The organism is Tenacibaculum halocynthiae, from assembly GCF_964512825.1.
GTDB classification, from domain to species: Bacteria; Bacteroidota; Bacteroidia; order Flavobacteriales; family Flavobacteriaceae; genus Polaribacter; species Polaribacter halocynthiae.
Map to the genome: position 1 here is coordinate 145,688 of NZ_CAZELG010000033.1, position 13,064 is coordinate 158,751.

Consider the following 13,064-nt stretch of genomic DNA (forward strand, 5'->3'; position numbering starts at 1 on the left):
GAAACATAAAATACTAACTAGCAAATACAAAACAATAAAAACACGACTCATGAAATACGATGTAATCGTTATTGGTTCTGGTCCTGGAGGATATATTTCTGCTATCAGAGCTGCTCAATTAGGAAAAAAAGTTGCTATTATAGAAAAATATTCTACTCTAGGTGGTACTTGTTTAAATGTAGGTTGTATACCTTCAAAAGCTTTATTAGATTCTTCTCATCATTACTATGATGCTGTACATCATTTTGAAGAGCATGGAATCTCTGTTGAAAAACCATCTTTCGATTTTGGAAAAATGGTTGCTCGTAAAGCAAATGTAGTTGAAACTACAACAGGTGGAATTAAGTATTTAATGGATAAGAATAACATTGAGGTTTTTGAAGGATTAGGTTCTTTTGAAGATGCTACACATGTTAAAGTTTCAAAAAATGATGGTAGTTCTGAAGTAATTGAAGGAACTAATATTATTATTGCTACAGGTTCAAAACCGTCAACATTACCTTTTATTTCTATTGATAAAGAACGTGTAATAACATCTACTGAAGCTTTAAAATTAAAAGAAGTACCTAAACATTTATTGGTTATAGGTGGTGGTGTAATTGGGTTAGAATTAGGTTCTGTTTATAAGCGTTTAGGTGCTAATGTAACAGTTATTGAATATGCCCCAACAATTACTCCAACTATGGATAAAGATGTTTCTAAAGAACTTACTAAAGTTTTAAAGAAACAAGGAATGAAATTTAATGCGAATCATGGTGTTACTTCTGTTGAAAGAAATGGTGAAGAAGTAATTGTTAAAGCAACTAATAAAAAAGGTGAAGAAGTTACTTTTACAGGTGATTATTGTTTAGTATCTGTTGGTCGTCGTCCATATACCGATGGATTAGCTTTAGAAAAAGCTGGTGTTAAGGTTACTGAAAGAGGAATGGTAGAGGTTAATGACCTTTTACAAACTAATGTTTCTAATATATATGCTATTGGTGATGTTGTTCGTGGAGCGATGTTAGCTCATAAAGCAGAAGAAGAAGGTGTAGTAGTTGCTGAATACTTAGCAGGTCAAAAACCTCATATTGATTATAATTTAATTCCTGGTATTGTTTATACGTGGCCTGAAGTTGCTGCTGTAGGTAAAACTGAACAAGAATTAAAAGATAGCGGAGTTGAATACAAAGCTGGTAAATTTTCTATGCGTGCATTAGGTAGATCTCGTGCTAGTGGAGATACTGATGGTTTTGTAAAAGTTTTAGCTGATAAAAATACAGATGAAATTTTAGGTGTTCATATGGTTGGTGCTCGTGTTGCTGACTTAATTATGGAAGCTGCTGTTGCTATGGAATATAGAGCGTCTGCTGAAGATTTAGCTCGTATTTGTCATGGTCACCCTACATACTCTGAAGCAGTTAAAGAAGCTGCTAAAGCTGCTTGGGATGGTAAGCCTTTAAACGCTTAAAATCAAAAAAAACATAAACAAAAAAGGTATTCTTTAAATAGAATACCTTTTTTTTGTTAATTTTTTACATATATTTAATTTCATTAACTAAACCCCTTCTAAAAATGAAATTATTCAAAACTTTATGTATTCTTTTTACATCTTTAACTCTTTTTTCCCAAAGCTTTGTTGAAAAACAACTTCCTACTCCAGATAATCTAAGTTCCTTATTCATTGGACCACTACTAAAATCAACTATTCATTATGGAGCCAGGCCTAATAACTTTAATGGCAAAGTTATTTTGTTTAACCATGGATACATTGATCTTAACCAGCTTTTTTTCACAAATAACACTTTTTATAAAGAAGCATATAACGAAGGTTATCAAGTTGTATTTGTTGCTACCACAAGAGGTGAAGGTATGTGGGCTAACGGAAAGTTATTAGCCGAATCTATTGATATTATAACTAATAAATATCATGTAAATGATGTATACATTATTGCACATAGTAATGGAGGAAAAGCCTCTGAAGTTGCAATGTATACTCATAAAAAATATAATAAAGTAAAAAAGGTTTTTGCTTTAGGAACACCATATTGGGGTACATATTTAGCAGATATATCACAACAATGGTGGCTAAATTGGTTATGGAAAAAAACGGGATTAAACGAAGGAGGTGCTACTTCAACTACATACTACTGCAGAGATGTTGTTCGTCCATATTTTGACAATCATATAAATAATGAGCCTTCAAAATTTATTATTCTTGGTGGGTCTGGATTTGCTAGAGGACATACACTTTTAGCTCCTTTAATGTTTGCTAGCGGTAGCGTTTTATATTTACATCAGGGTGTAAATGATGGTGTATCACCATACAAAAGTACACTTAGGCCCAATGGAATTTATACATTTAAAAAGAACGAAGCTTATTTAGATCATGTCGATATTGCTTTAGGGCAATATGTATGGAAACATATAAAACCATACTTAAACGAAAACGTTTTAAAAAACACAACACCCAAAAACACTTCTGAATTAGTCAATTACACAAAAACATCAAGTGATTATCAAATTATTAATTCCGAAAATGATTATGACAAAATTATAGCAGATAGAGGCAATACAAATATTAATTTACAAGTATTTCATAAAAACTCATATTCAAACTTCAATTTAAAGTCAACGAAAGGTAGATTATTTCCAAAATTAAGAGAACAAAGCAAAACGAATTCTATAGTTAATTACATGAGTAGTTATAAGCTTAATACATCAAGCTCAACTATTATAAAGGGTAATTCAAAATTTGTCGCTTATGCACATCAAATCAATGGTCCAAAAATGGTTTTTGAAGTTGAAAAAAACAAAAACATATTAAAAGTATCTTTTCTAAATTCAAATACCAACTTTGATGAAATTGAAGTAACTGCTACTATTTCTAAAACTTCTGATTTATTAGGAAATAATACTGAAGAAGAAATTTATTTACAATCGTTTAGCTACCATCAAAAGACAAAACAATTTATACTTGATACATCAATTTTTAAAGAAGGTGTTTATAGTATATATATTAATAGCGAGCATCCAGATTTTACTAGAAATATAGTTTCTGGATTTACAATTGGTACCATTACAAATAATAAAATTAAAGAATTAAACACTCCTAAAGAATTTCTTTTTGACATAAATTTAAACAATAGTATGATTACTAATTCTATAAATATCAAAACTAAAGGGATTACACCTACTCATGGGCTATCAATTAAAATTTACACAATAAATGGTAAATTAATGACAGATAGTACTATGATGGGAAGTAATGGAGCATATAATACTGATACTAGCAATCTTCCTTCAGGGTTATATATAACTACAATAAAATACAAAAGCCATTCTAAAAGTTTTAAAATCATAAAGCAATAATTATTAAAATTAAAACCGAGTATAAATACTCGGTTTTAATTTTTCTCTTACTTAATTAATATCCTTCAATATGAATTCCTAGCCCCTTAGCTATTTCCATCCCTAAATTTCTATCTGCTCTAAACCAATGGCACAGCTGTTTATTTATTATTTCAAGTTTTTTCTCTCCTGAAATTCCACTCATTGCATTTACAATATTTGTAACTGTATCTTTTTGTTCTTTTTTAGACATCAATCTGAATAAATTACCAGGTTGTGTATAATGATCATCATCATTTTCATTACGATCATAATAACCTACTTTCTTTGAATCCAATTCATAGTTTATTCCTTTTCTTGTTGTCTCTAATTCAATATCATCAAAGCTGTTTGGAAAATAATTTGGCGAATTCCCGCCATTATCATCAAAACGCATTGAACCATCTCTATGGTAATTATTTACCATATATGGGCACTTATTTACTGGTAAAGCATCATAGTTTACACCTATGCGATAACGGTGAGCATCAGGATAGGCCAAAATACGCCCTTGAAGCATTTTATCTGGCGAAAAACCAATACCATCAACTAAGTTTGAAGGAGCAAAAGCCGATTGTTCTACATGAGCAAAATAATTATTTGGATTTTCATTTAACTCTATTACACCAACATCTATTAAAGGAAAAGAAGCATGAGGCCATACTTTAGTAACATCAAAAGGGTTCCATTTAAATTTCACTGCTTCATCATTTGTCATAATTTGAATTTTCAAAGCATACTTTGGATACTCTCCATTATCAATAGCTTCTACTAAATCTCTTTGCGCATAATCTGGATCTTTTCCTTTTAATTCAGTTGCTTTATCATCGCTTAAGTTTTTGATACCCTGCATTGTTTTATAATGAAATTTCACATAAAATCTTTCATTATTATCATTTACTAAAGAGAAGGTATGACTACCATACCCATTCATAAATCGATAACCATCTGGAGTTCCTCTGTTACTCATTAAAATAAGTACTTGGTGTAGACTTTCTGGATTTAAAGACCAATAATCCCACATCATAGTGGCTGACTTGCAGTTAGTATAAGGATCGCGCTTTTGGGTGTGTATAAAGTCTGGAAACTTTTTAGGATCCTTAATAAAGAAAACCGGAGTATTATTTCCTACTAAGTCCCAATTACCATCTTCAGTATAAAACTTTATAGCAAATCCCCTAGGATCTCTTTCTGTATCTGCTGATCCTTTTTCTCCTCCAACAGTAGAAAAACGTACAAATAGCTTCGTTTGCTTACCTACTTCATTAAATAACTTAGCTCTTGTATATTTGGTAATGTCATTTGTTACCGTAAAAGTACCATACGCTCCTGAGCCTTTAGCATGAACTATTCTCTCAGGAATTCTCTCTCTATTAAAATGAGCTAATTTCTCATGTAAAAAATAATCTTGTAATAATAACGGACCTCTTTTTCCAATACTTTGAGTATCCTCATAATGATATAAAGGTGCTCCTGACTCTGTTGTTAATTTTCTTTTTTTACTCATTATTATCTGTGTTTTGTTTTTGTAAACATATAAAAAAACACACTATAATAAAAATTGATAGTTTTTATGTTAAAATAATTAAAAACTATTCAATAGTTTAAACAATAAAAAAAACCGAGTTTTATAACTCGGTTTCTTACTATAAATAGGATTATATATTATTGTTGAATACCATAGAAGCTTCCAACACTATCATTTATATCTGCAGCTTTTTTAACAGCTTCATACATTTGAAATGTTTTATTTTTTCTATTATTTGCTATTCTCTTTCTATAAGTGTCATAGTTAGGTAACGCAGTAGGTAATTCTTTCTTTTCAGTAACGAAAGCATAAACACCTCTATCTCCAACTACTTTAGTATATACTTTATTTTCTTTTGCATTGATCATTGCACCTATAATTTTAGGTTCATAACCTACACCTGAAAGACTAGGAGATTGTAAATTTACATCTACTGCGCCTCTAATTGTTTGACCTGATGATTTTGCAATATCTTCTAAAGTAGCACCACTCATTTTGCTCGAAATCATTTCTGCTTTCTTTTCATTTAGAATTATAGGGCGTACACTTTGTACAGCTTTATCAACTGACATTAATCCTTTAGATGTTTTATCAGTTAACATAACTACAACATATCCTCCATCTACATCAAATCTCTTAAAGTTACCTACTTCAACATCTTTTCCAAATGCCCAAGTTATAATTGCTCTTTCATTACCTATTCCAGGTACATTTTCATCTAAAACTTTTAATCCAACAGCTGGTAAAGAAGTTAAACTCTTTTCTTTAACTAAATCAATATATTTTTTACCATTAGTTAAATTTAATGCAAATGTTTCAGCATTTTGGAAGATTGTATTTTCAGTTGCTTCAGAAGCTTCAATCTTTTTTCCAAAAGTTGCTAATTTCATTGCTGGTTGAAAATTTTTCTGATCTTCAATTTTTATAATATGGAAACCAAAAACAGTTTTTACTACTCCCATATCTCCTTTTTTCCCTTCAAAAGCAAAATCTCTAAATTCAGGGACCATTCTGTTATATCCAAACCAATCATAAAAACCTCCTTTATCAGCAGATCCTTTATCAGAAGAAAGTTCTTTAGCTAAATCTTCAAATTTAGAAGAGTCTGCCTTTAAAACAGTTAATAAACTATCAGCCATTATCTTAGCATCCGCTTCATTTTTAGTTGGCTCATATCCACTTGGGTTTGCACCTATAAAAGGGATTAAAATATGTCTTGATTGAACTGAATCAGGCAATTGTGTAATTTTAGTAATTTTAGATAATTTGAAGTAATCATTATCTTTATAAGGTCCAAAAACTTCACCTTCTTTACCTTCAAAAAGCTTATCAGCTATTCCTTGAGGAACTTGAGCTTTAAATTTATAATTATCATCAAGTGAAATATCAGATTTAGCATCTTCTAAAAAAGCAACATAATCTGTAGTGTTCTTTAGGCCTTTTAATATGTTTCTATTATTAGGATCTTCAGAATCTTCGATTAACTTAGCCACTTCAGCTCTTAATGCTTCTTCATCTTCTAATGTTGGAACAATATCAAACTTCACAAATTTAACATCTCTTGATGCTTCAACTTGATATTGATTTTTATGACTCTCAATATATGCTTTAACATCGCTCTTTTTTACAGTTACTGTACTATCAGCAATTGAAGTATAAGGAACATATACATACTTTCCAGAAACTTTAGTGTTTTCAGTTAAATATTGTCCTTCTCCTTCTTTTAGAGAAGCTCCTAAACCTGAAGACACTAAATTATCGTAAGTAGTTTTCTCTAAATTATCTCTTAAAGAAACCATGTAGTTTTGCCAAGCTCTCCACTCATCATTATTTGCATCTTTTATAGTTGCTAAATGTTCTTTCAATTTACTTTTATCAAAAATTCCAGAAGTTTGAAACCTTTGATCACCTTGAACTGTAGGTGAATCAAATAAAGCTTGCATAATATCAGCTTCTCCAACTGTTATACCCGCTTCCTCTAATTGAGATTTGTATATTTTTTGACGTAATAAATTATTCCAAACAGTTTTAGCTGCTTGCATTTCAGAAACTCTATTACCAGTTTGCTTTTTATATGCATCTAAGGCTTCTGCAAATTCTTGACGAGAAATACTTTCTCCATTTACATCTCCTACTTCGTTTACTTTACTTGCATTAAAAAAATCTGATATTGTAGATGGGTCTAATACAAATGCAAAAAGTGCTAAACCAATAACAAGAATTAAGAACATTGAACGTTCTCTAATTTTCGATAAAATTGCCATACGTCATTTTATTTTATTAACAGTGTGCGAAAATACAATTTCACATTTAATAATGCAATGTTTTTTTAGCTGTTTTAGAGTAAGTTTACTTATATGTAATAATTATTCTTCTTTCTCTAATACTTTAAAATGAATCACATCTATTTTTGACGTACTAACTTTTAAAATTTTAATTTGAAATTTACCGATGTGTAAAACCTCGTCCTGTTCAGGAATATTTTCGGTATGATTAATTATAAAGCCACCTAAAGTTTCATAGGCCTCTTCTTTTGGTATATCTAAATTATACTCTTCATTTAAATAATCAACTTCAAGTCTTGCAGAAAAATTATATTCATTATCACTTATTCTTTCTTCAAGAAGCTCTTGATTATCATGTTCATCTTCAATCTCTCCAAATAATTCTTCGACTACATCTTCTACTGTTATTATTCCAGAGGTACCTCCATATTCATCAACAACAATAGCTATACTTTTTCTTTTTTTTATTAATGAATTTAAAACATCATTAATAATCATAGATTCAGGTACAAACTCAACAGGTAATAGTATTGATTTAATTGTTCTAGGCTTTTTAAACAATTCAAAAGCATTTACATACCCTAAAATATCATCTAAAGAATTTTTATATACTAGTACCTTAGATAATCCTGTTTCAATAAACAACTCTCTTAAATTCACTACCGAATCATGTATATCTATAGCAATTATCTCAGTTCGAGGCACCATTATTTCTCTTGCTTTAACTTTGTGAAACTCTAAAGCGTTTTGAAAAATTTGGATTTCAGAATCAATTTTTTCTTGGTTACTCCCACCATCTAACTGTTCAGATATATAATTACCTAACTCTTCTTTACTAAATTCTGTTTGCTTTTCATTTTCTGTCGTTTTAAAAAAAACTTGTAAACAAAAATCAGAAATTTTAGTAATTACCCATGTAATTATATAAAAAATTAAATAGAAAAAATAAGCCGGTATAGCAAATACTTTGAGCATTTCATTAGCATAGATTCTAAAAATAGCTTTTGGTAAAAACTCAGCGGTAACAAGTATAATAATCGTTGATATAACTGTTTGAGTTAACAAACTAATGTCTATTAAAATATAACTTAGTATAATACTATCTGAAGGTAAAAATGTTTGAAACCAATTCATTAAAAGCTTACCCATAAAGTAGCTATAAATAACTAAAGCAACATTATTACCAACCAACATAGTTGTTATAAACTTTGAAGATTTCTCAGTTATTTTTGCCAGAATTTTAGGTAAAACTCCTTCTCTCTTTTTTTCTAATTCAATATGTAATTTATTTGCGGAAACAAATGCAATTTCCATACCTGAAAAAAAAGCAGATAATAAAATTGACACTAAAATTATTATAATATCAAATTGCATTTAATTCGTTTTTTTCTATTACTAATTACACCTAATTTTGTTTGTTTCTACTTTCAACTTTTCTTCTAAAATAACGTTTAAAAAAGAAAATAAGTGTTATAAAAACACCAAAACCAAACATAATAAGTGCTTGTTCTTTATCTGTGCTCCATTTAATAAAACCCTCTATAAAAAAAATGATTCCTACAACTAAGTATCCGTATTGTATATATTTCCAAAGTGTGTTCATTATAAATCGTCGTCTTTAGTTTCTACTTCTCCTGTAATATCTTTTGCTACCCATTTTGATAAATCTTGTCTAGATTCAAACCCAAAACCATTAATAATACTGGTTTCTGTAGTTAAACGAAAACCATCTTCTGTAAACAAATACTTTTCATTTTGATCCCAAAAAAGCTGATTGGTTTCTAATTTAGAGTTATCTGCATGATTTATAATTACAACATTATCTCTTATTTCAGAAATTCTTGTTTTATTATAAGTTAACGCAAAATCACCTATGATAGTTGTTGAGTCACCATTTTTTTCAATAGTTATAATTTTGATTCCCTTAGGGAATTTATTGTAGGGGTGTTCTTTCCTATTTGTGAAATCTTGTAATAATGGTGTAATTAATTTTGAAGTAATTCTACCAGAATCTTTATATACATGGTAAATATCCTTACCAATGGCAATAGGTAAATTTTTATCTGCTAAAAAATCTTGCACTTCTTTTTTACTATTAGTACAAGAAAAAAACATTGCTATCAACCCAATGATAGCAATGTTTTTATATATGTTATATTTAATAACTTTCATGTATTTAATTATGGTATACGAACAGTTTCACCTATCCAACATCCTATTTTATGAGACATCCCTGAAGATACACCTTTTTGAAAAATTAACTTCTTAGATGGTACTAGTTTTTTATAACTAGAAATATATCTACCAGCTCCACATCCTGGATCAACTCTTTTTGCTTTTAATGCCTTATTTAATGCTGCAACATATACCATTCTTTTTTCAAACTCGTCACTTCCACAAGAATTAGCACTTTTTTGATATAAACTAGCAATATATAAATATGCTTTACCCATATTTGGATTATACTTTAATGCTTCGTAAGCCAAAGCTCTTGCTCTTGAGCCTCTAGCTCCTTGTGCTTCTCTTAATTTTAATCTAGCTTTTTTCAAAGGATCAGTTTCTAAATCAAAAGCTTTCTTTCTCATTTGAGCAGCTCCTTTTTTATCTCCATTGTTATCTAATACTCCAGCAATAAAGTTAAATGCGTCAGCAGATTGTGTTGCATCAGCATAAGCTTTTGCTAATGTTTCAAATAATGGATCAGTCTGACATCCTTTATTATACATTCTTGATACTGCTCTTTTTAGCCAAACTCCGTTTGTTTTATTTGTATCAAAATCTCTTTTGTAAATAGGTATTAGTCTTTCACAAGTAGCTATTCCAGATATTTTTGCATCAAGACCACTTTCTACTAAACCTAAAGAAGTAGAATTAGTTATATAAGCTTTTAATCTCTTTTTTTCTTTGCTATCTATTGTACCTGCTTCTTCTTTAGCTTGTAATTTAGCTATTTTAACGTTATAATCATCTAATTTTTCTTGAACAGATTCAATTACATCATCATAAGTATCAAATACTTTTTGAGGATCAGTATCTTTATATTTTTCAGTGATACCTGTAAAATATCTAAAGATGTTTTTAACGCTCATCTCTTTAGGTGAAATTTTATAGGCCTTTTCTAAAATTAAAAACACCTCATCACTAGACGCTAACTTATGCTTAATCAAATACTTTGCATACTCACTATGCGCTTTTGCAGCTCCTTTATTAGGAAAATTAACAAGTCTACCTTCATAAATTTTCTTAGCTAAAGTATGATCATTAGTCCTGTTAGCTATTTTCGCTCCTAATTTGTAGATATTAACTGATAATTTAGAGCAGTTAGTAAGTAAATATTCTAAATCTACCTTAGCCTCAGCATATTTTTTAGTAACATAATTACCTTTAAATAAGTTATACTTTATGTTACATTCTTGACTAGCCTGCGCTTTAACAACATTTACGGCTACAAACAAAAACATCCCTGTTAGTAAATACGTAATTTTTTTCATCATTTAATCAGTTTTTAATTAATCTATTTTTCTTGTTTTGAACCAATTAATACTATTTAAAGATAAACTTAATTTTACATTAAAATAGTTTTCTTTAATTAGATTATTAATCATTGTCCCCCTTTGTCCATACTCAAATCCTATATTAACACTAGATAATTGCTTTGGAAGTGGTAAACCAAATCCAATATTTATGCCAAAGTCGTTTATTGATGTTAAATTATTTCCTGTTCCAGTTCCATCTGCTAAAACACCCATTTTCTCAAACCTAACACCACCTCTATAAGTAACTCTATCCCAGTAACTTGATATTGAATTTAATTTAGGAAGATAATATCCTCCTATTGAAAATTTACTTCCTCTTTCATATCTAAATGCTTGGCTATTTCCTATAACATTAATTCCTTGTGAACTAACAACTGCATCTTTATACTCTTGATTTATTCCTACATACCACTTATTTACTTTTCCTAAACCTACACCAAATACAGTTTTGAAAGGCATTGTTAAATTTCCTGATATTGATTTATCATAAAGTATTTTTCTTACCTGTTCAGCTCCTGAAGTAGCAATAGATAAAGAATACATTCTTTCGGCTCCATTTGCTGATAAATCACTATCAAAAGTAACAGCAGCTCCTGTGTATAATTGTAATTTATTCTTTAATTCTTTTTTATACTGTGCTCCAAATTTAAATTGCCCTCCCCTAAGGTTTAATTTTTCTTGGTGCTTAGTCCCTAACATAGTTCCTTGAACTTGATTTAAAATATCATTTTGCAAACTTCCAAAAATAAAACCAACTTCAACACCTACAGAAAACCCATCGAATAAATAGGTACCAAAACTAGCATATAGTCTATTTGTACCTCCTATTCCTGTGAACCTTGTAAGCTCTTTAATGTTATCACCATCATATACTCTATTTAACAATGAGTACCCTACAGATGAAAACGGTTGTAATCCTACAGAAAAACCTGCTTTCTTACCTATTGGAAATCCTAACGAAACATATCTTAAACTAGTTGAATTACCAGATTGAGATGAATTAGATTCTTTTAAGTTTAAAAAAGTTAAACTTCCTCCAATAGCATAAGTAGCATATCTTAAATCTGCATTCGCAGCTGGATTTGTAAAATTTAAATGGTATGTATCTTTTAAGGCAACTCCAATACCTCCCATTGAAGACTGTTCAACAGTTAATGGATCAAAATTTTCCCCTATACCAAAATAAGAATATGGTGACGCACTGTTACTTTGCGCTACTATTGCTGTTGTACTTAATACTAATAGTCCTATTATAAACCTCTTAATCATCCTCTAAATTATATATCAAAATAGTATGTAATCCCTCCAAAACAAAATTTGGATGGGCAAATATGACACTTTTTAATTGTTCTGCCAAGAATTTTGTATCTCCTCCTGTTAAAACAATTGTTAAATCTTGATACCCTGCTTTATACTGATTAATAAGACCTATAATTTCATTATATACTCCATTTATAACTCCAGAATGTATAGAAGTATCTGTATTTCTTCCTATAAAGTCAGAGATATGTGTTTGTTTTAATAATGGTAATTTTGATGTAAATGTATTTAAGGCTCTATATCTCATTGCTATGCCTGGGGAAATAGCACCTCCTAAATATTTTTTATCTTTCGTTATAAAATCAAACGTAATACAGGTTCCTGCATCAATAACTAAGGTGTTTGTATCTGGATATTTCTTTACAGCTGCGGCTGCTAATGCTATTCTATCAACTCCTAGCGTCTTTGGAGTATCATACATATTTTCAAAAGGTACCTTGGTTTTATGATTTAGAATAATAGGGTTGATTAATTCAATTATTTTTTCTTCTTCTTTTTCGGAAAATGACGCTACAGAAGACACAATACTCTTTAATATTGGATATTTTAAAATAATTTTTTCCAATTCTTCAATTATTTTCACTTTAAGAAACACCATTCTATCAATGACTACATCATTCTCATAAACAGCTACTTTGACTCTTGTATTACCTACATCAATTATTAAAAACATACTTATTTTTTAAAAAAAACAAAGTTACAATACATTTTTTTAGTTTTTTTATTTTGTTAAATTGAAAAACGATTGTATATTTGCATCCGCTTAACGAAAGTAGCAATTGGTGCCTTAGCTCAGTTGGTAGAGCAAAGGACTGAAAATCCTTGTGTCCCTGGTTCGATTCCTGGAGGCACCACAAATAAAAATCATATTTTATGACTTTTATTTTACTAAATGCTACAAAAATTAAGTACCAATGGTGCCTTAGCTCAGTTGGTAGAGCAAAGGACTGAAAATCCTTGTGTCCCTGGTTCGATTCCTGGAGGCACCACCACCAAAGCCCAGACTTTTAGTTTGGGCTTTTTGGT

The 13,064-nt window shown here is 29.8% G+C and carries 10 protein-coding genes and 2 tRNA genes; 4 read left to right on the forward strand and 8 right to left on the reverse strand.

The annotated features are described in order from the left end of the window. Positions 1-49: 49 nt before the first annotated feature. Together lpdA and ACKTTQ_RS13135 are read left to right on the forward strand one after the other, a co-directional pair. Positions 50-1,450, forward strand: coding sequence for a dihydrolipoyl dehydrogenase (gene lpdA, locus ACKTTQ_RS13130; RefSeq protein WP_093870459.1), 1,401 nt, complete (start codon positions 50-52; stop codon positions 1,448-1,450). A 104-nt stretch (positions 1,451-1,554) separates the two neighbouring features. Further along, positions 1,555-3,351 carry a T9SS type A sorting domain-containing protein gene (locus tag ACKTTQ_RS13135; RefSeq protein ID WP_093870458.1) on the forward strand — a complete coding sequence of 599 codons (1,797 nt, stop codon included), beginning with the start codon at positions 1,555-1,557 and terminating at the stop codon, positions 3,349-3,351. A gap of 55 nt (positions 3,352-3,406) precedes the next feature. On the opposite strand, the gene ACKTTQ_RS13140 is transcribed toward ACKTTQ_RS13135, so the two are convergent. The 8 genes from ACKTTQ_RS13140 to ACKTTQ_RS13175 all read right to left on the reverse strand — a co-directional run bounded on the left by ACKTTQ_RS13140 (position 3,407) and on the right by ACKTTQ_RS13175 (position 12,711). After that, on the reverse strand, positions 3,407-4,876 hold the full coding sequence (locus ACKTTQ_RS13140) for a catalase (RefSeq protein ID WP_093870457.1): 1,470 nt from the start codon (positions 4,874-4,876) through the stop codon (positions 3,407-3,409). A gap of 158 nt (positions 4,877-5,034) precedes the next feature. Further along, positions 5,035-7,161 (reverse strand): peptidylprolyl isomerase, encoded by a 2,127-nt coding sequence (locus ACKTTQ_RS13145; protein WP_408049449.1) that lies wholly within the window; start codon positions 7,159-7,161, stop codon positions 5,035-5,037. A 102-nt stretch (positions 7,162-7,263) separates the two neighbouring features. Beyond that, a complete protein-coding gene (locus tag ACKTTQ_RS13150) occupies positions 7,264-8,556 on the reverse strand; it encodes a hemolysin family protein (protein ID WP_408049450.1) in 1,293 nt (430 codons plus the stop codon). A gap of 31 nt (positions 8,557-8,587) precedes the next feature. Further along, positions 8,588-8,785, reverse strand: a complete 198-nt coding sequence (locus tag ACKTTQ_RS13155) for a hypothetical protein (RefSeq protein WP_093870454.1) — start codon at positions 8,783-8,785, stop codon at positions 8,588-8,590. Beyond that, entirely contained in the window at positions 8,785-9,354 is a 570-nt protein-coding gene (gene lptC, locus ACKTTQ_RS13160) for an LPS export ABC transporter periplasmic protein LptC (protein WP_299135649.1), read from the reverse strand. The genes ACKTTQ_RS13155 and lptC overlap by 1 nt, the downstream gene beginning before the upstream one ends. Positions 9,355-9,362: 8 nt before the next feature. Further along, a complete protein-coding gene (locus tag ACKTTQ_RS13165; RefSeq protein ID WP_408049451.1) occupies positions 9,363-10,676 on the reverse strand; it encodes a tetratricopeptide repeat protein in 1,314 nt (437 codons plus the stop codon). A 15-nt stretch (positions 10,677-10,691) separates the two neighbouring features. Next, entirely contained in the window at positions 10,692-11,987 is a 1,296-nt protein-coding gene (locus ACKTTQ_RS13170; protein WP_408049452.1) for a hypothetical protein, read from the reverse strand. Next, positions 11,980-12,711: a type III pantothenate kinase gene (locus tag ACKTTQ_RS13175; RefSeq protein ID WP_408049453.1), complete on the reverse strand. Its 732-nt coding sequence runs from the start codon at positions 12,709-12,711 to the stop codon at positions 11,980-11,982. Before ACKTTQ_RS13175 ends, ACKTTQ_RS13170 begins: the two co-directional genes overlap by 8 nt. 108 nt (positions 12,712-12,819) lie before the next feature. Between ACKTTQ_RS13175 and ACKTTQ_RS13180 the strand changes: the two genes are divergently transcribed. Continuing rightward, positions 12,820-12,892, forward strand: a tRNA-Phe gene (locus ACKTTQ_RS13180). A gap of 62 nt (positions 12,893-12,954) precedes the next feature. Next, positions 12,955-13,030: transfer RNA gene (locus ACKTTQ_RS13185), tRNA-Phe, on the forward strand. Positions 13,031-13,064 lie beyond the last annotated feature (34 nt).

What these genes read in the sequence shown, in the direction of transcription:
- lpdA (WP_093870459.1), top strand. Translation starts at nt 50, where the DNA reads ATGAAATACGATGTAATCGTTATTGGTTCTGGTCCTGGAGGATATATT.
- ACKTTQ_RS13135 (WP_093870458.1), top strand. Translation starts at nt 1,555, where the DNA reads ATGAAATTATTCAAAACTTTATGTATTCTTTTTACATCTTTAACTCTT.
- ACKTTQ_RS13140 (WP_093870457.1), bottom strand. Translation starts at nt 4,876, where the DNA reads ATGAGTAAAAAAAGAAAATTAACAACAGAGTCAGGAGCACCTTTATAT.
- ACKTTQ_RS13145 (WP_408049449.1), bottom strand. Translation starts at nt 7,161, where the DNA reads ATGGCAATTTTATCGAAAATTAGAGAACGTTCAATGTTCTTAATTCTT.
- ACKTTQ_RS13150 (WP_408049450.1), bottom strand. Translation starts at nt 8,556, where the DNA reads ATGCAATTTGATATTATAATAATTTTAGTGTCAATTTTATTATCTGCT.
- ACKTTQ_RS13155 (WP_093870454.1), bottom strand. Translation starts at nt 8,785, where the DNA reads ATGAACACACTTTGGAAATATATACAATACGGATACTTAGTTGTAGGA.
- lptC (WP_299135649.1), bottom strand. Translation starts at nt 9,354, where the DNA reads ATGAAAGTTATTAAATATAACATATATAAAAACATTGCTATCATTGGG.
- ACKTTQ_RS13165 (WP_408049451.1), bottom strand. Translation starts at nt 10,676, where the DNA reads ATGATGAAAAAAATTACGTATTTACTAACAGGGATGTTTTTGTTTGTA.
- ACKTTQ_RS13170 (WP_408049452.1), bottom strand. Translation starts at nt 11,987, where the DNA reads ATGATTAAGAGGTTTATAATAGGACTATTAGTATTAAGTACAACAGCA.
- ACKTTQ_RS13175 (WP_408049453.1), bottom strand. Translation starts at nt 12,711, where the DNA reads ATGTTTTTAATAATTGATGTAGGTAATACAAGAGTCAAAGTAGCTGTT.